General features: G+C 39.2%; 14 protein-coding genes and 1 tRNA gene. 10 read left to right on the top strand and 5 right to left on the bottom strand.

From position 1 onward, the window contains the following. Positions 1 to 8 precede the first annotated feature (8 nt). Positions 9 to 1,433, top strand: a complete 1,425-nt coding sequence (gene lpdA / locus KP710_RS02170) for a dihydrolipoyl dehydrogenase (protein ID WP_005628839.1) — start codon at positions 9 to 11, stop codon at positions 1,431 to 1,433. Between the two features lie 265 nt (positions 1,434 to 1,698). Further along, entirely contained in the window at positions 1,699 to 3,624 is a 1,926-nt protein-coding gene (locus KP710_RS02165) for an LTA synthase family protein (RefSeq protein WP_181153969.1), read from the top strand. 29 nt (positions 3,625 to 3,653) lie between these two features. On the opposite strand, the gene uvrB is transcribed toward KP710_RS02165, so the two are convergent. Both uvrB and KP710_RS02155 read right to left on the bottom strand, forming a co-directional pair. Continuing rightward, positions 3,654 to 5,693: an excinuclease ABC subunit UvrB gene (uvrB, locus tag KP710_RS02160; RefSeq protein ID WP_140523984.1), complete on the bottom strand. Its 2,040-nt coding sequence runs from the start codon at positions 5,691 to 5,693 to the stop codon at positions 3,654 to 3,656. Positions 5,694 to 6,111: 418 nt separating this feature from the next. Then, positions 6,112 to 6,187: transfer RNA gene (locus tag KP710_RS02155), tRNA-Asn, on the bottom strand. Between the two features lie 271 nt (positions 6,188 to 6,458). On the opposite strand from KP710_RS02155, the gene KP710_RS02150 reads away from it, so the two are divergent. Further along, a complete protein-coding gene (locus tag KP710_RS02150; RefSeq protein ID WP_215770880.1) occupies positions 6,459 to 9,473 on the top strand; it encodes a YadA-like family protein in 3,015 nt (1,004 codons plus the stop codon). 225 nt (positions 9,474 to 9,698) lie between these two features. Here the strand turns inward: KP710_RS02150 and zevB are convergent, their stop codons facing one another. After that, a complete protein-coding gene (gene zevB, locus KP710_RS02145) occupies positions 9,699 to 10,673 on the bottom strand; it encodes a zinc transporter permease subunit ZevB (RefSeq protein ID WP_140524244.1) in 975 nt (324 codons plus the stop codon). Between the two features lie 2 nt (positions 10,674 to 10,675). Further along, positions 10,676 to 11,296 carry a zinc transporter binding subunit ZevA gene (gene zevA, locus KP710_RS02140; protein WP_140524241.1) on the bottom strand — a complete coding sequence of 207 codons (621 nt, stop codon included), beginning with the start codon at positions 11,294 to 11,296 and terminating at the stop codon, positions 10,676 to 10,678. A 326-nt stretch (positions 11,297 to 11,622) separates the two neighbouring features. Between zevA and ettA the strand changes: the two genes are divergently transcribed. The 7 genes from ettA (at position 11,623) to modC (ending at position 18,506) form a co-directional block, all read left to right on the top strand. Beyond that, complete coding sequence (ettA, locus tag KP710_RS02135; protein WP_140524239.1) at positions 11,623 to 13,293, top strand: energy-dependent translational throttle protein EttA; 1,671 nt, start codon at positions 11,623 to 11,625, stop codon at positions 13,291 to 13,293. A 61-nt stretch (positions 13,294 to 13,354) separates the two neighbouring features. Then, on the top strand, positions 13,355 to 13,696 hold the full coding sequence (locus tag KP710_RS02130; RefSeq protein WP_140450173.1) for a SirB2 family protein: 342 nt from the start codon (positions 13,355 to 13,357) through the stop codon (positions 13,694 to 13,696). 3 nt (positions 13,697 to 13,699) lie between these two features. Next, positions 13,700 to 15,544, top strand: coding sequence for a tRNA(Met) cytidine acetyltransferase TmcA (locus tag KP710_RS02125; RefSeq protein ID WP_140450172.1), 1,845 nt, complete (start codon positions 13,700 to 13,702; stop codon positions 15,542 to 15,544). Then, positions 15,541 to 15,714: a DUF5363 family protein gene (locus KP710_RS02120; RefSeq protein ID WP_181153762.1), complete on the top strand. Its 174-nt coding sequence runs from the start codon at positions 15,541 to 15,543 to the stop codon at positions 15,712 to 15,714. The genes KP710_RS02125 and KP710_RS02120 overlap by 4 nt, the downstream gene beginning before the upstream one ends. Before the next feature lie 122 nt (positions 15,715 to 15,836). Continuing rightward, positions 15,837 to 16,601, top strand: coding sequence for a molybdate ABC transporter substrate-binding protein (gene modA / locus KP710_RS02115; RefSeq protein WP_140450171.1), 765 nt, complete (start codon positions 15,837 to 15,839; stop codon positions 16,599 to 16,601). Between the two features lie 134 nt (positions 16,602 to 16,735). Then, positions 16,736 to 17,464 carry a molybdate ABC transporter permease subunit gene (modB, locus tag KP710_RS02110; protein WP_005654374.1) on the top strand — a complete coding sequence of 243 codons (729 nt, stop codon included), beginning with the start codon at positions 16,736 to 16,738 and terminating at the stop codon, positions 17,462 to 17,464. Next, positions 17,451 to 18,506, top strand: coding sequence for a molybdenum ABC transporter ATP-binding protein ModC (gene modC, locus KP710_RS02105; protein ID WP_048954049.1), 1,056 nt, complete (start codon positions 17,451 to 17,453; stop codon positions 18,504 to 18,506). Before modB ends, modC begins: the two co-directional genes overlap by 14 nt. A 71-nt stretch (positions 18,507 to 18,577) precedes the next feature. On the opposite strand, the gene KP710_RS02100 is transcribed toward modC, so the two are convergent. Then, positions 18,578 to 21,073, bottom strand: coding sequence for a DEAD/DEAH box helicase (locus KP710_RS02100; protein WP_048954048.1), 2,496 nt, complete (start codon positions 21,071 to 21,073; stop codon positions 18,578 to 18,580). Between the last annotated feature and the right edge of the window lie 167 nt (positions 21,074 to 21,240).

Genomic DNA, 21,240 nt, shown 5'->3' with positions numbered 1-21,240 from the left:
AGGTAAAAATGAGTAAAGAAATTAAAACCCAAGTCGTCGTACTTGGTGCTGGCCCAGCAGGTTATTCTGCGGCGTTCCGTTGTGCGGATTTAGGTTTAGAAACTGTATTAGTTGAACGTTATTCAACTCTTGGTGGGGTATGTTTAAATGTAGGTTGTATCCCATCCAAAGCATTATTGCACGTAGCAAAAGTGATTGAAGAAGCAAAACACGCAAGTAAAAATGGTATTTACTTTGGTGAGCCAAGAATTGATTTAGATGAAGTTCGTGCGGGTAAAGAAGCGGTTGTCGCTAAATTAACCGGTGGTTTAGCGGGTATGGCAAAAGCACGCAAAGTCACTGTTGTTGAAGGCTTAGCAGCATTTACTGATCCTAATACTTTAGTGGCGCGTGATCGTGATGGTCACCCAACAACAATCAAATTTGATAATGCTATTATTGCAGCAGGTTCTCGCCCAATTCAATTACCTTTCATTCCACATGAAGATCCGCGTATTTGGGATTCAACAGATGCACTTAAATTAAAAGAAGTACCAAAAAAACTTCTTATTATGGGTGGTGGTATTATCGGTTTAGAAATGGGGACGGTTTACCACGCATTAGGTTCAGAAATTGAAGTGGTAGAAATGTTCGACCAAGTTATCCCTGCAGCGGATAAAGATGTTGTAGCAATTTATACCAAACAAATCGAGAAAAAATTCAAGTTAATGCTTGAAACCAAAGTAACCGCTGTTGAAGCAAAAGATGATGGTATCTACGTTTCAATGGAAGGCAAAGCATGCAATGACACCAAACGTTATGATGCGGTGCTTGTCGCGATTGGTCGTGTACCAAATGGCAAATTGATAGATGCTGGTAAAGCAGGTGTTGAAGTAGATGATCGTGGTTTCATTCATGTTGATAAACAAATGCGCACCAATGTGCCACATATCTTTGCCATCGGCGATATTGTTGGTCAACCAATGTTAGCGCACAAAGGTGTTCACGAAGGCCACGTTGCTGCAGAAGTCATTGCGGGACAAAAACACTACTTCGATCCTAAAGTAATTCCATCCATTGCTTATACCGAACCAGAAGTGGCTTGGGTAGGTAAAACAGAAAAAGAATGTAAACAAGAAGGTTTAAACTACGAAGTCGCTAAATTCCCTTGGGCAGCATCAGGCCGTGCGATTGCTTCTGAATGTTCAGAAGGTATGACGAAGTTAATCTTTGATAAAGATACTCATCGTGTACTTGGCGGTGCAATCGTGGGTTCTAACGGTGGGGAATTATTAGGTGAAATCGGTCTTGCTATCGAGATGGGTTGCGATGCAGAAGACATTGCATTAACTATCCACGCTCACCCAACTTTACACGAGTCTGTTGGTTTAGCTGCGGAAGTATTTGAAGGCTCAATCACTGACCTTCCAAATGCAAAAGCGAAGAAAAAATAATTTTCTAAGTACAAGAAAAAGCGAGTGTTAAACTCGCTTTTTTTATATTAGTAAAACAAATGTTATTTTCTAACATGGGAGTTAAAATTTTAACGGTGAAATTGATTGATAATCTATGAATACATTTGAGATTAAGTAAAACTATGCGAAAATTGACCGCACTTTAAGACTTTTGTCATGTCGAAAAGGAACAGACCGATAGACAGTTGCCTATCTTTCTTCAATTTAATACGGCTTGGATGCCGTTTTGTTAGTGGTTTTTACAATGAAAAAAGCGCATTCCCCTTTATTCCCGATCTTCACTTTCGTGTTGATTAATCTCATTATCCTTTCCTTATCCCGTTTGGGACTTGCTGTATGGCAATCAGAGCGTGTATCTGCCGTAGATGGCTGGTTGCAATTATTTTTGCAAGGTGTACGAATGGATGTGGTGGCACTTTGTTATTTATTTGGTGTATCTGCATTGCTCACAACGTTATTTCATAGCAGTAAAGTTTGGGTAAAAATTTTACGCATTTGGTTAACGCTTGGTAGCGTGTTTATTATCTTTATGGAAATTGCCACACCTGCCTTTATTGAAACCTACGATTACCGACCAAATCGTTTATTTATCGAATATCTGATTTATCCGAAAGAAGTTTTTTCAATGCTGGCTGAAGGGCATTTAAGTGCGGTGATTTTTAGCCTTGTTTTCACGGTTTTAGCTGCCGTGATTTATTGGAAAATTTCTGGTTGGGCAGTCAAAAATTTACGTTCAATGAGTTGGAAACTTCGCCCTGTAATTGCTTTGCTTGTGATTGTAGTGAGTTTCCTTGGGGCGCGTTCAAGCTTTCAACACCGCGGTATCAATCCCGCCATGGTGGCATTTTCTTCTGATGCGTTAGTTAATTCCTTGGTGCTTAACTCGGGATATTCCGTGATTTATGCCGCACAGCAATTTAAAGATGAAGAAAAATCTTCAGAGATGTACGGAAAAATGGATGCTGATGAAATGTTTCGTATTGTTAAAGCCAGTCGAGGCCGACCAGACAGCGATTACATTTCAGATAAATACCCAACTTTAACGAAAAATGTCGCGACTTATCAGGGGAAACCTAAAAATATCGTGATTTTGTTACAAGAAAGTCTCGGTGCTCAGTTTATTGGAACGCTCGGTGGCAAACCACTTTCTCCAAATGTGGATCAGCTCGCAAAAGAAGGGTGGTTATTTGAAAATCTTTATGCAACAGGCACACGTTCAGTACGCGGTATTGAAGCAACAACCGCAGGTTTTACGCCAACGCCAGCTCGTGCAGTCGTGAAACTTAATAATGCCCAAAGTGGTTTCTTTACTATTGCGGATTTATTACATAAACAAGGTTATAACACGTCGTTTATTTATGGCGGTGAAAAGCACTTCGACAATATGGCGAGCTTTTTCTATGGAAATGGCTTTAAAGATATTTGGGATCAACAAGATTACCAAAATCCCAAATTTACTGGCACTTGGGGCGTGAGTGATGAGGATTTATTTGATAAAGCCAATGAAACTTTCACGAAATTACAAAATGAAGGTAAACCATTTTTTAGTTTAGTATTTAGCTCCAGCAATCACGATCCATTTGAATATCCAGATGGCAAAATTGAGCTTTATGAGCAACCAAAAGCCACTCGTAATAACGCGGCAAAATATGCGGATTATGCGTTAGGTCATTTCTTTAAAATGGCTAAACAGTCTAATTATTGGAAAGATACGATTTTCTTAATTGTTGCGGATCACGATTCTCGTGTAGGAGGAGCAAGTCTTGTACCGATTAAGCATTTCCATATTCCAGCCTTGATTCTTGGTGATGGCATTGCACCACGTCGTGACAGCCGTCTTGTGAGCCAAATTGATATGCCAACTACATTACTTTCTTTAGCAGGCGTAAGTGGCAATTATCCAATGATTGGTTTTGATTTAACGCAAGATGTAAACCCAGATCGTGCCTTTATGCAATACGATCAAACTCAAGCAATGATGAAAGGTAATAATGATGTGGTGATTCAAATGCCAAATAAAGCAGCACAAGGTTATCATTATGATAAAGCTTCAGAAACTTTAACGCCAAAAGACGTGCCTGATGCGATGAAAAAAGAGGCATTAGCTCACGCTTTATTAGGCAGTTATTTATATAAGAATCGCTTGTATTCCTCGGGTGAAAATAAATAAACGGAACGCCAGCTTAAGCTGGCGTTTTTTTAGTTATCAAAAACAAATTGTTCTCGCAATTGATGTAATTGATCGCGAATTGCCGCGGCTTTTTCAAATTCCAAATCTTGCGCAAATTTATACATTTGTTGCTCCAGTTTTTTGATTTGTTGTTGATATTCTTTGGCATTTTTTGGTGCATTATAAAGTGCGGTTGGTTCTGCTGCCATTTTTCCGCGTTGTTTATTGGCTTTCGCTTTTGGGTTTGCACCTTGTCCAATATCTAGCAATTCACCGACTTTCTTATTTAATGCTTGTGGCACAATGCCATGCTCTTCATTGTATTTTGTTTGTTTTTCGCGACGACGATTGGTTTCAGTAATGGCTTTTTCCATCGATTTTGTGATGTTATCCGCATATAAAATCGCTTTACCATTTAAGTTTCGTGCAGCACGGCCGATGGTTTGGATTAAAGAACGTTCGGAACGTAAGAATCCTTCTTTGTCGGCATCTAAAATCGCCACAAGAGACACTTCCGGAATATCTAAACCTTCACGTAATAAGTTAATTCCCACCAATACATCAAATTCGCCTAAACGCAAATCACGGATAATTTCGACGCGTTCCACGGTATCAATATCAGAATGTAGATAACGTACTCGGATCCCGTGTTCATCTAAATAATCCGTTAAATCTTCTGCCATTTTCTTGGTGAGTGTTGTCACTAAAACGCGCTCATTTTTATCCGCTCTTTGGCGAGATTCGGAAAGTAAATCATCCACCTGAATTGAGACTGGACGAATTTCAATGAGCGGATCAAGCAAACCAGTTGGGCGAACCACTTGATCGATGATTTCACTACCTGATTTCTCTAATTCATAAGGCCCTGGAGTTGCGGAAACATAGATGGTTTGTGGAGCTAAGCGTTCAAATTCCTCAAAGCGTAACGGACGATTATCTAATGCGGACGGCAAACGGAATCCATATTCGACTAAGGTTTCTTTACGTGAACGGTCGCCACGATACATTCCACCAATTTGAGGCACCGTTACATGAGATTCATCAATAATTAAAATGGCATCAGAGGGCATATAATCGAATAATGTTGGTGGTGGCTCGCCTTCATTTCTGCCCGATAAATAGCGAGAGTAGTTTTCAATACCCGAGCAATAGCCCAATTCATTCATCATTTCAATATCAAATTGGGTACGCTGGCTGATACGCTGTTCTTCTAAAAGTTTATGTTCTTTAATGAAGTATTCACGGCGTGATACGAGTTCTTTTTTGATGTTTTCTATCGCATCTAAAATACGTTCTCTTGGCGTAACATAGTGAGTTTTAGGATAGATCGTAAAACGTGGTACTGCACCAAAACTACTGCCCGTGAGCGGATCAAATAAACTTAATCGCTCAATTTCATCATCAAATAATTCAATACGCACAGCACGATCATCAGATTCCGCAGGGAAAATATCAATAATTTCTCCGCGAACACGGAATGTTCCACGCTGAAATGCTTGATCATTGCGGGTATATTGCAATTCCGCTAACTTCGCTAAAATTTGGCGCTGATCGATAATGGCACCTTGTTGTAAATGCAACATCATTTGTAAGTAGCTATCAGGATCACCCAAACCATAAATAGCTGAAACAGAAGCCACCACGATGGTATCTCGACGTTCTAGAAAAGATTTCGTCGCAGAAAGACGCATTTGTTCGATTTGATCATTAATAGACGCATCTTTTTCAATGAAGGTATCACTGCTAGGCACATAGGCTTCTGGCTGATAATAATCATAGTAAGACACAAAATATTCCACCGCATTTTCTGGAAAAAAGGCTTTCATTTCTGCATAAAGCTGGGCTGCAAGGGTTTTATTTGGCGCAAGTAACATTGCGGGGCGATTTAATTGGGCAATTACATTGGCAATAGTAAAGGTTTTCCCTGAGCCTGTTACACCGAGCAAAGTTTGATGTGCCAATCCATCCGTTAAATTTTCAGCCAATTTTTCGATAGCTTGTGGCTGATCGCCAGAGGGGCGAAAGTCGGAATGCAGAATGAACGGTTTTGTGTTGATTTTTTCAGACATAAAGTGCGGTCGGTTTTTTCATAGTTTTGAATAATGTCTATTTTAGCATATTTAATGTGTAAAATTGATCAGGCAAAAATCTAAGTTTTACACAGACTTAGCAATGTCAAGAGGAAGATGTCACAAATTCATAAAAAAAACTTTAATTTTTTACTAGACAAAACTTAACTCATTGATTTCAAATTAAAATTTAATTTTAGGCTAATCTGTAATCAAGATCGAACAATCCTTGTAAGAACAAGGGATCCGCAAAATTTTAAAAAGTTAATCCACAAAGTTATCCACAGGCTCTGTGGATAGAAAAAAGAGATGATTTTGATAAAAATAAAGCCCATCAATATGATGGGCTAAAAATCTTTTGGTTGCTAATTTAGAATTTGTAAAAGGAGACAAACAAACTCTAAACCAAAAGAAAAATTGGCTCCTCCTGCTGGACTTGAACCAGCGACATATGGATTAACAGTCCACCGTTCTACCGACTGAACTAAGGAGGAATAAATTTTGTATCACAAGGAATAGGGCGCGCATTTTAATGATAAGAAAACCTCTTGTCAACAAAAAACGATAGTAATTTAGAGCCAATTTATACACTATCGATTTAAACTAAATATTTTTCATATTTTTAACACCTTATCTTTACAAATCTTTACAAAAAAACGATGGTTATATCACCATTAATATGGCAGAATGCGGAGCTTTCTTTAGATAGCACAAATATATCTAAAAGTATTTAACACATAGATTTTAATTTATTGAGGATCAGGAATGAACCGTATATTTAAAGTTATTTGGAATAAAACAACACAGAGACAGGAAGTTGTTTCAGAATTAGCGAAAGGTGCAGTTAAAGCTAGCTCAACATCTAGTTCGGAAAAAAATAACAAAACACTTAGTGTATCTATTCTAGCTACACTGATTACCTCTATTCTTGCAAGTAGTATTTCTTATGCTGCTAAAATCAATTACAACGATATTCCCACGCAGGGTGTAGCTGTTGTTTATGATGCAAATAGTGGCATTTTAAAACATATGTCGTTAGAAGAAACAGAAAACCCTGGGGTTTTATCTGCTGTTGATGCAACAAATTCATTAAATAAAATGTTAGATCGCTATAAGGGCTTTTTTCACGTAAATGCTGAAGGAAATAAAATAGGAGATGACAAAGCAGATGGCTCAAAATATACAGAAAATACGGGTATTTGGGCAGATTGGCTTACAGCTACAGCTTCAAAAGTAGAGGCTGAAAAAAAATTCTCAGGAGGGACATTTAATGATAACTTGGGTAAATTTACAGAAAAATCTGGTGCTCAAGGTTCTCGATCTGTTGCTGTTGGTGTATATGCCAATGCCTTAGCCGCGGATTCTATTGCCATCGGCTCTCGAGCAAATGTTAATAACTACTGGGGAAATCAATATCGTGAAGCACTAAATGGTATTGCTATTGGTAGACAAGCACAAGTTGAAGGTGCAACAAACTCAATTGCATTCGGTACCAATGCAAAACTTCTAGCAAGTACTCCTTATTCACTAAAACCTGATAACTCTATTGCTATCGGTAATAATAGTACTGTGAACTGGGCAAGCAATGCTATTACCTTAGGTAATAATGCAAGTATTACAGGAAGCCACGCTGTTAATGGAGTTTGGAAAGGCTCAGATAACAGTATTGCGATTGGTAATGAAACAACAGTTGGACGTGAAGATACTGTTGCAATCGGTAGTAGTGTAAGTGCACAAAGAGAAAATACCGTTGCTATTGGTACAAATGTTACTGCAAAAGGAGAAAACTCTGTTGTTATTGGTCAAAATGCAAAAGGAGAATCAGCAAGGGGTGTCGCCATTGGTGCATATGCAACAGCAGGAAGCGATAGAACTGTAGCAATCGGTCCAGAGGCAACAGCAAATGCCTCAAAATCTATTGTAATTGGTGGCTTGGGAGATAATAGAACAGATAATAAAGCACAATCAGAAGAAGGTGCAACTCAAGCTATTGTAATTGGTAATGGTGCACAAGCGAAAGCAGCTGCAAGTTATTCTATTACTTTAGGTAACAGCGCTAAAACAGAGGCTGGCACAGGGATTAGCATTGGTGATCGTGCTAATGTTGCCTCTGGTGCAACTTCTGGTATTGCCTTGGGTAAAAGTGCGGTTGCTAATAAATCTAGCGATATTGCTATTGGCGAATCTTCAAGTACATCAGATAAACATACAGTAAGTGGCCTCCAAATTGGTGACACAACCTTACCTACAGGCGTTCTTGCAACCAATAATGGCACTGTAAGTTTTGGTAATGACAATATTAAACGCCAGATCCAAAATGTTGGAGCTGGTGAAATCTCTGATAAATCGAGTGATGTAGTTACTGGTTCACAACTTTACCACGTAATCAAAGCTGCCGATGAAATTGCTAAAACGGAATATAAGTTTACTGTAGGAAATACAGTAGTTAAAACTATGCGCAATAACAAGTCGTCAACTGAAAATAAAACAAATAATACTTTGAACTTCAAAGCGGAGGATGGGCTTGTTGTTGAAGCTGGTACTGATGGTTCAGTAATTTATAAATTAAATGCCGATTCTAAGAAAGCAATTGCAGATGCTAAAACTGCAGCAACCACCGTAACTAATAAGCTAAACGAGATCAATCAATCTGTTGCACGTGCAGAAACTGCTGCGGGCGAGGCGGCAACCTCAGCAACAGAAGCAGGCAAAGCGAAAGATGCGGCTGTGACAGCGAAAGAAGGTGCGGAAGCGGCTCGTGATATTGCCAATACGAAAGCGGGCGAGGCGGCAACCTCAGCAACAGAAGCAGGCAAAGCGAAAGATGCGGCTGTGACAGCGAAAGAAGGTGCGGAAGCGGCTCGTGATATTGCCAATACGAAAGCGGGCGAGGCGGCAACCTCAGCAACAGAAGCAGGCAAAGCGAAAGATGCGGCTGTGACAGCGAAAGAAGGTGCGGAAGCGGCTCGTGATATTGCCAATACGAAAGCGGGCGAGGCGGCAACCTCAGCAACAGAAGCAGGCAAAGCGAAAGATGCGGCTGTGACAGCGAAAGAAGGTGCGGTAACTGCGAAGACTGCAGCTGAAACGGCAGCAGATAAAGCTAAAAATTCCGAAAATACTGTAAAAATGATTAAAGATCGTATTGAAGGTTCAGGATTAATTAATGCTGATGGTGAAACTAGTTTTGCCTCAAATAATGCAGGTAATCGTAAAGGTGCTAAAGCCTCAGGTAAAGATTCAACTGCAATGGGATATGGCTCTGAAGCGAAAGGGGAGCATTCTACTGCTTTAGGTAATAATGCTAAAGCACATGCAGATCGCTCAACGGCTATAGGTCATAATGCAGAAGCTAAGGCAGCTGGCTCCGTTGCATTAGGTGAAGGCTCTGTTGCGAAAGAAGAAAATACTATTTCAGTAGGTGATGTTGGTCATGAACGCAGAATTACAAACGTTCAAGATCCTAAAAACTTAACTGATGCAGCAAATAAACGCTATGTTGATCATTCTGTAAATTCAGTTCGTAACGAGCTAAAACAAACAGATAGAAAACTTCGTGGTGGGATTGCTGGAGCAGTCGCTATGGCAAATATTCCAACAACAAACCGTGCAGGTAGCACAATGGTTGGTGTAGGTGTTGGTAACTTTAAAGGTCAAAATGCTGTGGCAGTAGGCTTAAGTAAATCAAGTGATAATAACCGCATTCATTTCAAAGTGAGTGGCTCGGCAACCAGTGCAGGCGATTATGCTGTTGGCGCTGGAGTCGGATATCAATGGTAATTAATGCTTAGGTTATAATATAAAACTCTCTCAATATTTTGAGAGAGTTTTTTTATTGCTTAAAGTGCCAGATATATTCAATATGTACAACACATATATTTTTCTGTTGATGTGTAGATTATGAGGTATTTTTTAATGAAATTTATATCTGACCGTTGTTTATAATTTAATAAAATATCAAGGCAAACTATTATCTCTCGATAATAAAATAGTTTTGATAGCTTACTAATTTCCAAATAAAATAGTGCCTCCATTTACTGGATTTAATGTTCCATACAACAAGCTCAAGGCAAAAAATAGCATTATTCCGCCTGCTATTAATTTTATGATGCTGTCGCTTTTTCCTTTCGTATGTTTTGAACCATACCAACGCCCTAAGTGAATTGCGGTATTTCTTGCATAACGTACAATTCCCGCGAAAGCTGACAGCATAAGTCCTGTGCCGAAAGACATGGCCAATACAGCCAAAATTCCCCAGCCATAAAGATCAAGCATATAAGCTAAAAATAAAACGAAAATAGCACCGCTACATGGTCGCATGCCAATTGTTAAAATCACGAGAAATTGTGATTTTAGATTGGTTGCTTGTGCAGTTTGTGTAGGGTTTGGTAAATGTTGGTGTCCACAGCTACAAGTGTTTGGTTGAAAAGTGCGGTTATTTTTCACCGCACTTTTTTCGTGTAGGAGGAGGGGATTTAGGGATTTAATGGCTAATTTAGCTTTTTTACGATAGGCTCGTAAACCTTGCCAAATCCAATAACAGCCGAGAAATACCAATAATAGTAATGCAGCTCTTTCTAACCAAAGCTGACTTAATTTGAAATAACGTGATGATAGATTAAGTACCACAACGAGCAATGTTGTTGCCGTAATTGCGACAATGCCTTGCATTAAGGAAGAAAGTAAACTCAATATGGTGCTTTGTTTTAATTGGCTTTCATGAGTGGAAAGATAGCTGGCGATAATAAATTTGCCGTGTCCAGGCCCGAGGGCATGGAGTACGCCGTAAACAAAGCTGGCAAAAATAAGCGTAATGCCTGCCTTGATACTATTATTTTGAATTTGATGTAAATTTTCCGAAATAAGTTGATTAAAATCTTTTTGCCATGCAGCAATATGTAAGAAAAACCAAGGGGAAAAATAGCCAAATAAGGCAAGTGCAATCACTAATAACACGAGCCCTGTTTTATATTTTTTCATTTCTACTCACATTGAATTATTATTTTTTGCGCGAACATCACGCCTAATGAATCATCTTCGTTCTTTTGGGATTTATCAAGTGAAGATGCGTAGGCTTGGATTTTTTCATCCACATTAGGTTCAATTAATTTTCCTTGGCAATTTTTCGGAAGTGCGGAAAAATCTACCGCACTTTTTGAGGCGTAAGTCATCGCCACATAATAAGTGGGATCGTAAGTTTGTAAGCTAAATGCGTTTTTTTCTAACTTTTGAGAATGTGCGAGAGGAACATCAAAATAATATTGTAGCTGTAATCCTTGGATTTTTACCCCGTAATTTTTGGGGTGTGAAGAATATTTGATTTTGTTGTTTTGAGCGTCATATAGATAGCTAAAATAATGTTCACTCACAATATTTCCCATGGCATCATCGATGAGTTTTTGCTGATCATTTTTTGTTTTAGCCTGTTTCATATCATAAATAACTGCGGACGAACTTGGTTCATCCAGAGTCCATTTCATTGATAAGCCGGTGAGTTGATTATTTTCTATGATAGGCGTGGTTTGCATATCTATAAATGCATGGGGGTGAGCTAAAACACTGCAACTAAAGAATAGACCGAGTAATAATGAATACGTTTTCACAAAAAATCCTAATTATTTTGAACGCTAGCATTAGAAGTTGTTTATTCTACACGCAAAAACGAATTTTTCTGTCAAAAATGTTGATGTAAATCAAAAAAACTCTCAATAGCATTTCCCTCGTCTCTGAATATTCAGTAACATAGCTCCCGTCAAGTGATTGCTTGATATTCATAAAGTTCCTAAATAAAATAATCATAAATATAGCTAAACTACTTTCCTGCCACCCGTTTCGGGTGGTTTTTTTTATCTATTATTTGCCTATTGTTAGGCAAATAAAGAAACTTCAAGTAAAATGACAGCACTTTTTTATTAGATAAAGGATAAATATGTCAACTCAATTTGTATATACGATGCATCGTGTCGGTAAAGTAGTGCCGCCGAAGCGTCATATTTTGAAAGATATTTCTTTAAGCTTTTTCCCTGGCGCTAAGATCGGGGTTTTAGGTTTAAATGGTGCGGGTAAATCAACCCTTTTACGCATCATGGCGGGCGTAGATAAAGAATTTGAAGGGGAAGCTCGTCCACAGCCAGGAATCAAAATCGGTTATCTTCCGCAAGAACCAAAATTAGAACCGCAACAAACTGTTCGTGAAGCAGTGGAAGAAGCGGTTTCTGACGTGAAAAATGCACTGACTCGTTTAGATGAAGTGTATGCGCTTTATGCGGATCCAGATGCGGATTTTGATAAATTAGCGGCAGAACAAGCGAACCTTGAAGCCATTATTCAAGCGCATGATGGGCATAATTTAGATAACCAATTAGAGCGTGCCGCAGATGCATTACGTTTACCTGATTGGGATGCCAAAATTGAACATTTATCTGGTGGTGAGCGTCGCCGTGTGGCACTTTGTCGCTTATTACTTGAAAAACCAGACATGCTCTTATTAGACGAACCAACTAACCACTTAGATGCAGAATCTGTGGCATGGTTAGAGCGATTCTTACATGACTACGAGGGCACTGTTGTCGCAATTACCCACGACCGTTACTTCTTAGATAACGTAGCGGGTTGGATCTTAGAGCTTGACCGTGGCGAGGGTATTCCTTGGGAAGGTAACTATTCTTCTTGGTTAGAGCAAAAAGAGAAACGTTTAGAGCAAGAACAAGCAGCTGAAAATGCGCGTCAAAAATCTATTGCGAAAGAGTTAGAATGGGTTCGTCAAAATCCAAAAGGCCGCCAAGCGAAAAGCAAAGCGCGTATGGCTCGTTTTGAAGAATTGAACAGTGGCGAATACCAAAAACGAAACGAGACTAACGAACTCTTTATTCCACCTGGTCCACGCTTAGGTGATAAAGTGATTAAAGTGCAAAACTTAACCAAATCTTATGGCGACCGCACTTTAATTGATGATTTATCTTTTAGTATTCCAAAAGGTGCAATCGTTGGGATTATCGGAGCAAACGGTGCGGGTAAATCAACATTATTCCGTATGCTGTCAGGTCAAGAACAACCAGATAGCGGCTCAATTACAATGGGTGAAACTGTGGTACTTGCCTCTGTCGATCAGTTCCGTGACTCAATGGATGATAAGAAAACCGTATGGGAAGAAGTCTCTAACGGACAAGATATTCTCACTATTGGTAACTTTGAAATTCCAAGCCGTGCGTATGTCGGCCGTTTCAACTTCAAAGGCGTAGATCAACAAAAACGTGTTGGCGAATTATCGGGTGGTGAGCGAGGTCGTTTACACTTAGCGAAACTTCTACAGCGTGGTGGTAACGTATTGTTATTAGACGAACCAACCAATGACTTAGACGTTGAAACTTTACGTGCGTTAGAAAATGCGATCTTAGAATTTCCAGGCTGTGCAATGGTGATTTCCCATGACCGTTGGTTCTTAGACCGTATCGCAACGCATATTTTAGATTACGGTGATGAAGGTAAAGTCACCTTCTATGAAGGTAACTTCTCAGACTACGAAGAGTGGAAAAAGAAAACCTTAGGCGATGCAGCGACTCAGCCACATCGTATTAAATATAAACGTATTGCGAAGTAATTTATATTGAGAAAGTGCGGTTGATGTTAACCGCACTTTTCTTACTTTTTTGGGAGTGATTATGCTAGTTTATTTACATATTTTTTTCGCCTTTTTAAGTTTTGCCTTGTTGGTGATTCGTGGCGCAATGCAGCTTACTGGCAAAAACTGGCGTTCGATAAAATTATTAAAAATTTTACCGCACTTATCAGATACCTTGCTGATTGTTTCTGGTGTCGTCATTTTATATCTCTTTGCTTTTGATATTGAATGGTGGTTGGTGGCTAAATTCGCACTATTGATTTTGTATATTGTGTTTGCTGCAAAATTTTTCAGTAAAAAAGTTTCTCAACCTAAAAGCATTTTCTTTTGGCTTGCTTGCGTAAGTTTTATTGGTGCGATCTTAATTGCCTATTTAAAATAAAAGATGCCATTTCGCCAGCTTCAAATTTTAATCAGAAAAACTTTGCCGCTTGTGCCTGATAACGTATTGATTATCGGTGAAAGTGGCATTGTTTTTTCTAAAGCAACGAATTTGCTCGGACAAGAATTTGAACATATTTTATTTGATGGGCGAAATGGCATTCATCTTGAAGCGTTAGCTATTGCAGTTGGAACACTGAAAATGGGCGGCACACTTTGTTTAGTGTTATCCGATTGGGAAAATTTATCTCTGCAAGTTGATCAAGATAGTTTACGTTGGAATGGAAATCAGTCAGCAATCGCCACGCCTAATTTTATTGATCATTTCAAACATTGCATTGAGTGCTATCATTTCCCTATTTTAAGAGATGAAAGTGCGGTTGAATTTCCTGCGGTTTTTTATTCTAACGAGCATCACAAAAATGCTACGCTAGCGCAACAAAAAATTATCGAAACTATTTTACAGGCCGATCAGGATATTTATTTTCTAACCGCCAAGCGGGGAAGAGGGAAATCTGCATTATTGGGGATGCTTTCTAACCAAATTCAAGCGCCAGTTTATCTCACCGCACCGAATAAAAGTGCGGTACATTCGGTCATTGAATTTTCAGAAGGAGGAATTGAATTTATTGCTCCTGATGAACTGACAATTCGGTTACAACATGAACCCGAATTTAGTCAATCTGCTTGGTTACTCGTAGATGAAGCTGCGATGATCCCATTGCCGTTATTACAAGAATATTCTCAATATTTTCAACATATTATTTTCAGTACTACAATTCATAGCTATGAAGGAACGGGGCGTGGTTTCGAATTAAAATTTAAACGGAAAATCCACCGCACTTTTCACCATTTTGAGCTTAAACATCCCCTACGTTGGCAAGAAAATGATCCGTTAGAACGTTTTATTGATGATCTTTTGTTGCTAAATGCCGAAGATGATTTTCAGCAATTTCCTTTTCGACCTCATCTCCCTTATCAAATTCGAGAAGTGCAAAAACCTCATCATATTGCAGATTTTTATGGCTTAATGACATTGGCGCATTATCGAACGTCGCCACTTGATCTTCGCCGTTTACTGGATGGGGAAAATCAACGTTTTTATTTTGCCGAATATCAACAGAATTTGCTCGGTGCAATTTGGGTATTAGAAGAAGGAAATATGGCTGATGATGAGTTGATTATTCAAATTCAACAAGGCAAACGTCGTCCGAAAGGGAATCTGGTGCCGCAGGCATTATGTTTCTATGAAAACTTGCCTCAAGCCTGTAAATTACGTTCCTTACGCATTTCTCGTATCGCGGTTCAGCCAAATTGGCAAAAACAGGGCATTGGTCAAAATCTAATGAAATTTATGGAAAATTCAGAAGTGGATTTTCTTTCGGTGAGTTTTGGTTACACTGACGAACTTGCAAAATTTTGGCAAAAGTGCGGTTTTGTTTTGGTACATTTAGGTGAACACCAAGAAGCGAGTAGTGGTTGTTATTCAGCGATTGCTCTTAAAGGTCTTTCCAAAGAAGGCTTGGCTTTAGTTGATACTGCGCACAAACAATTTCAGCGTAATCTCCCTTTATCTTTTCATCCGTTCGCCATAAATTTTCAGCAAAATCAGCTTGATTGGCAGCTTGATGAGTTTGATTGGCTGAGCTTAAAAAACTTTGCTAATTTTCACCGCACTTTATTTTCGAGCATTTCTGCGATAAGGCGTTTATTAAAATTAGCAGGCAAAGAAAATTTCCCATTAATTTCCACTTATTTAACAAAAAAACAACTTCCCATTAACAAGAAAAAAGGCGTAGAATGTTTGCGTTTAGAAATTAAACAATATTTAGAACGAGGAACTTTATGACAGAACAAACTGAGAAGCCAAAATGCTGGTTTAAACGTGCACTTGAAAAATATGATAATTTCATTAAAGAGTGGGGATTAGATCAACCTAATTGTAGCTGCGTGCCTATGTCAGCGAAAGAAGATGAAAATGGTAATTTGAAGAAAACAGAAGATAAATTTAATCACTAAATACCTTTTTATATAAGGCGAATCACCTGAAATGATTAGTTATTTTTTATATTTGCTACTTTCTTTATATATTAAAATTGATATATAATAAATTATATATCGATAATCATAGGAGATGATTCATGAAAAAATTAACTAAAATTTCAACCGCACTTTTAATCGCAGGATTAGGATTTTCTTTTGCGGCATCCGCTAAAGTGACTGTATTTGCAGCTGCTTCAATGACCGATGCATTACAACAAGTAGCAAAAGATTACGCAAAACAAAATCCGAAAAATGAAGTGGTGTTTTCTTTCGCGTCTTCTTCAACTTTAGCAAAACAAATTGAAGAAGGCGCGCCAGCGGATATTTTTGTATCAGCAAGCAATAAATGGATGAAATATCTTTCTGAAAAAGATTTAACTGTGAAAGAAACTGAAAAAGTTTTAGTGGGTAATGATTTAGTCTTAATCGCACCAGCAAAAAGTGCGGTAAATTCTTTGAATATTGCAAAAGGCGAATGGATTAATGCATTAAAAGATAGCTATTTATCTGTTGGCGATCCTGCGCACGTGCCTGCTGGTCAATACGCAGAAGAAGCATTAACTAAATTAAATTTATGGGATAAAGTACAAGATCGTTTAGCTCGTGCTAAAGATGTGCGTGGCGCATTAGCTTTAGTTGAACGTGCAGAAGTACCTTACGGTATTGTGTACAGCACTGATGCAAAAGTAAGCCAACAAGTAAAAACAGTTGGTATTTTCCCTGCGGATAGCCATAAACCCGTTGTTTACCCCGTTTCTATTGTTAAAGGTCATGATAATGCGGATTCTCGTGACTTCTTGAAATATTTAGAGTCAGATGCTGCGAAGAAAGTGCTTATAGGGTATGGTTTCTCTGCAAAATAAGATAGAATCTTAATAGTCATGAAGGGCGGATATTTCTGCCCTTTTGTTATTATAGAGCATCTTACCTCTCATCAATATGGGATATTCTCATAAACAAGGAATTTAAAGAGAGGCTATTCAGATAAGGATTCATTTTGCTTACCCAATTTTTTTCATTTTTCAATCTGACTCCAATGGAAATCTCAGCGATTAATTTAAGCCTGAGTGTCGCCGTCAGTTCCATGCTTTGGAGTTTACCTTTAGCCATTTTTGTTGCGTGGCTCTTAGCGCGTAAAAATTTCTATGGAAAATCCCTGATTACTGGCGTAATTCATTTGCCTTTAGTGTTGCCACCTGTGGTTATCGGTTATCTATTGCTTGTGGCAATGGGGCGTAACGGTTTCATTGGCAAGTATTTATATCAGTGGTTTGGCTTATCTTTTGGTTTTAGTTGGAAGGGGGCGGTGCTTTCCTCTGCAGTGGTTGCTTTTCCATTGGTTGTTCGTGCGATTCGACTTTCTTTAGAAAATATTGATATTAAATTGGAGCAAGCGGCGCAAACATTAGGCGCTTCTGCTTGGCGTGTATTTTTTACAATAACCTTGCCACTTTCTTTACCAGGGGTTTTAGCTGGGCTGGTTCTTGGTTTTGCTCGATCATTAGGGGAATTTGGTGCGACTATAACCTTTGTATCGAACATTGCAGGCGAAACTCAAACGATTCCCCTTGCGATGTATTCTTTTATTCAAACACCAGGTGCAGAAGAACAAACCGCTCGTTTGTGTTTATTTGCTATCATTCTTTCATTGATTTCTTTGCTATTGTCAGAGTGGTTGAGCAAGAGAATGCAGAAAAAATTAGGACAAGGAAATGTTGCAGATTAATGTGAAAAAACAGCTCGGGCAACTTGCCTTGCAAGCGAATATACAAGTGCCAGATCAAGGGGTAACTGCAATTTTCGGTTTGTCTGGTTCTGGTAAAACATCGTTGATTAATCTCGTCAGTGGCTTGATACAACCAGACGAAGGATTCATCCGTTTAAATGACCGCACTTTAGTGAATATGGAAAGCCAAGAATCATTGCCGACCCACTTGCGTAAAATTGGCTATGTATTCCAAGATGCGCGTTTATTTCCTCACTATACCGTGAAAGGCAATTTGCGCTATGGTATGAAAAATGTCTCGCAAGATGATTTTAATTATATTGTCGATCTTCTCGGGATTACTCACTTATTAAAGCGTTATCCGCTTACGCTTTCTGGCGGAGAGAAACAACGTGTGGCAATCGGGCGGGCACTGCTGACTGATCCTGATATTTTACTGATGGACGAACCACTTTCAGCCCTTGATGTTCCCCGCAAACGCGAGCTAATGCAATATTTGGAACGTCTTTCTAAAGAAATTAATATCCCGATTTTATATGTTACACATAGCTTAGACGAACTATTGCGTTTAGCTGATCGCGTTGTACTGATGGAAAACGGCATTGTGAAAGCCTATGACAGTGTAGAAAAAATTTGGAATAGTGCTATTTTTGCTCCTTGGAAAGGGGAAAGCGAACAGAGTAGTGTACTTGCCTTGCCCGTTCATTTGCATAATCCACCTTATAAAATGACTGCACTTTCGTTAGGCGAACAAGCGCTCTGGATTCATCAAGTGCCCGCAAATGTAGGCGAGCGAGTGCGAGTTTGTATTTATAGTTCAGATGTTTCTATCACACTGAAAAAGCCAGAACAAACAAGCATTCGTAATATTTTACCTGGCCAAGTTGCACAAATTGAGATACAAGATTCTCGAGTGGATATTGCGGTGCTGGTGGAAGGGCATAAGATTTGGGCAAGTATCAGTAAATGGGCCCAAAATGAACTGCGTTTTTCTATTGGGCAAGATGTATATGTTCAAATTAAAGCGGTGTCGGTGATGTGAATATCGCGTCTTATTGATTGTTAAATGTTATTGATAACGGTGAATAGTCGATATATTCACCGTTTTTCAAATTAATACGCTCCGCGGTATTCCCGAATATCCACTGTTGTATCATAAAGGCCGATCTGTTCTGGATGATGTTTCACAATACCGGTATATTCAAGACTGCTATCTTCATAGCGTCTGAATTTAAATACAGCATCGTTCATCAAACCTTTATTAAACAAATTAAGGCTCACTAACAAATCAAAATCGGCTTGTGTTAAGCCCGTCACCTTTTTAAATAACTCGCTATCCAGTTGGCGGATTACATCTTCTAACACATTTTCGCGGTAATCGGTCAAATACATAAAAATCGGAATACGCGTAGCAAATTTCATCAATTTTTCTTGAATTTGTTTTCGCAAGCTTTTTTCTGCTTTTTCTTCCTCCGAAATCTCTTTTTTCTGTTGTGATGTTGGATTATCTCCAGCCTCTTTTTTCGCTTTTTTAACCGCTTCTGATTTATTGATGATGGTTTCTAAATCTAAATTTAACTGACGGAAGCCTTCAATATTCATCAATGCTTTCATTGCCTGATCATTATTTTTCAGTTTTCTAAGTGTGTCATTGTCCACGTTTACCAACAACGCACTTTCCCAACGGCGTGCCAAAAGAGTTGCCGTTGTGCCACTCATCGCCATATCTAAAATGCCCGATGCATCAATTGGTCGCATTGAACTGCCGTCATAGGCTAGCACAGGTAAGAACTGAATAAACTCTGCCACTTTACGTTCTGGGTTAATACTCTCAGTATTCAGTTGGCAGCTGTAATCAGCAAGTTGGCGTAATGCGCGATCAGGTGCAAAATCAAACACATAGCAATTCTCTTTTAGGATACATTGTGCATTGGGATTATTCGGATCTTGTCCACGTAATACCCACGGCGTTTGCACACGGAAGGCCGCTTGGAAATAGGTTTCCGGGCTGGTAAGGTTTCGCAACATAAAAATCCCTGCCCACGGCGCAACCGACACGCCTGTAGTTAATTTGCCGCAAGTAAGCGTGATGCTTTTGGTTTTGAGCGGATCTTGCATCGCCTTTTTCACGGGAATTAATGCATCAGCCCCCATACCTGCTTCATTACCTGCCGCTACAATAATTTGATAATTGTGATAAAACGTATTTTGTGGTTGAGCTAATAAATTCCGCATTGCATAACAGCTTGCCACATTTGGTAAGAACCAAAGGGTGTGTAACAAACTGCCTAATAAATTGGCATCACTAAATGGCATTGGTGGGCGTTCTGCGCCCATTTTGAGATTATCTACCGTAGTAGAAAGTAGCTGCCCACGAATAAGATCTAACCATTTTTGCACTTCATTTTGGTATTTAAATTTCGCTTTTTCTCCTTCACCTGTAGCAGAGAAAAATACGTTTAAATCAAACTCAGCAAACTCTCCTTTTAAGGCAACTTCACGAATTTCATCAGGCAATTGATAAGTGAGCATTACCATTTTCGGCAAGGCTAAATAAGGGTTATCTTCACCCTCCCACGCATTTTTTGCCTTTTGTTCATCGGAATACGTCCAGTTGAAAATTTGCTCTTCAATAAACTCGCCCGAATTAATGGCACGGAATGGCGTACCCGATAAATAAAGGTAGTGATCGGTAGTAATTGGTAACAATTCTTCATCAAAGTAGTTGGGCGAATCAAGCTCCATTTCGTGCTCTTCAGCTTTCTGTTGCTTGGATTGCTCTTTCTCCCAATCGTTATCGGCAAAGAGATCTTTCGCCTTGTCTCGCCATGCCCCATAGTGATATTCATCAAAAACCACACAATCCCAATTGATAGCGTGTATCCATTCATTTTTGAGCTTAATCCCGCCCGCTTTGCTTTTGCCCAAATAATCTTGGAACGAACCAAAACAAACCTGCGGAAAATTGGCATTCATTTGCCAATCTTTTTCTTCCGTCACGAACGCCCAATCTTGGAAATCAAGGTGATTTTCCAAATCTTCTTGCCACGCGTTTTGTACTGCAGGTTTAAACGTTAGTACTAATACCTTCTTCCACCCCATTCTTTTTGCTAATTGGTACGCTGCAAAGGTTTTCCCAAAACGCATTTTGGCATTCCAAAGGAAATGGGGGATTTGGCCTTGATTAAGTGGGTCGTTTGCAAAATTTTGGAAATAATCAACCGCTTTTTCCACCGCACTTTGCTGTTCAGGTCGCATGCCGAAGTTAAAAATCGCTTGGCGTTTCTGCACTACGCCCGTTTTTACTTCTAATAATGCCGCTTGTACTGCTTTTAAATCACATTTAAACCATTCGCCATCAAGACGTTCTATACCATGCTTAAGCAGTACTTGATGCACTTCGTGATCAGTAAAAAATGAACCATCGTCACGGATTGCCTCTTCGTCTAGTTCAACACGGTAGCTTTGAGAAGGTAATGTAACAGGATATTGTTCTTTTAAGCGTTCCGTCACGGTTCTTGTGGTGTAACCGACTTTTAAGCAATTGGGATAACGGGTGTCAGCGTAGGCGTAAATTCTCGGATGGCGTAGCGGTGAAAGGTAGCTCATTGTTTTTCCTTTGTGATATTACAGGCGTATAAAGTATAAATTTTTCTCAAAAACTCCCCTCTTTAGCAAAGAGGGGCAGGGGGAGATTTGGCAGGCGTGAAAACGAAGTTCATGAGAAATTAAGATCGCAATCAAATCTCCCCTAACCCCTCTTTTCTAAAGAGGGG

This window comes from Haemophilus sp. SZY H35, assembly GCF_018829705.1.
GTDB lineage: Bacteria > Pseudomonadota > Gammaproteobacteria > Enterobacterales > Pasteurellaceae > Haemophilus > Haemophilus haemolyticus_K.
This window is presented reverse-complemented; position numbering and strand designations above follow the sequence as displayed.

Excerpts from the sequence above, each read along its gene's own strand:
- ettA (WP_140524239.1), top strand. The coding sequence starts at position 11,623 with ATGTCAACTCAATTTGTATATACGATGCATCGTGTCGGTAAAGTAGTG.
- KP710_RS02125 (WP_140450172.1), top strand. The coding sequence starts at position 13,700 with ATGCCATTTCGCCAGCTTCAAATTTTAATCAGAAAAACTTTGCCGCTT.
- KP710_RS02130 (WP_140450173.1), top strand. The coding sequence starts at position 13,355 with ATGCTAGTTTATTTACATATTTTTTTCGCCTTTTTAAGTTTTGCCTTG.
- KP710_RS02120 (WP_181153762.1), top strand. The coding sequence starts at position 15,541 with ATGACAGAACAAACTGAGAAGCCAAAATGCTGGTTTAAACGTGCACTT.
- modA (WP_140450171.1), top strand. The coding sequence starts at position 15,837 with ATGAAAAAATTAACTAAAATTTCAACCGCACTTTTAATCGCAGGATTA.
- lpdA (WP_005628839.1), top strand. The coding sequence starts at position 9 with ATGAGTAAAGAAATTAAAACCCAAGTCGTCGTACTTGGTGCTGGCCCA.
- zevB (WP_140524244.1), bottom strand. The coding sequence starts at position 10,673 with ATGAAAAAATATAAAACAGGGCTCGTGTTATTAGTGATTGCACTTGCC.
- KP710_RS02165 (WP_181153969.1), top strand. The coding sequence starts at position 1,699 with ATGAAAAAAGCGCATTCCCCTTTATTCCCGATCTTCACTTTCGTGTTG.
- KP710_RS02150 (WP_215770880.1), top strand. The coding sequence starts at position 6,459 with ATGAACCGTATATTTAAAGTTATTTGGAATAAAACAACACAGAGACAG.
- modC (WP_048954049.1), top strand. The coding sequence starts at position 17,451 with ATGTTGCAGATTAATGTGAAAAAACAGCTCGGGCAACTTGCCTTGCAA.
- KP710_RS02100 (WP_048954048.1), bottom strand. The coding sequence starts at position 21,073 with ATGAGCTACCTTTCACCGCTACGCCATCCGAGAATTTACGCCTACGCT.
- uvrB (WP_140523984.1), bottom strand. The coding sequence starts at position 5,693 with ATGTCTGAAAAAATCAACACAAAACCGTTCATTCTGCATTCCGACTTT.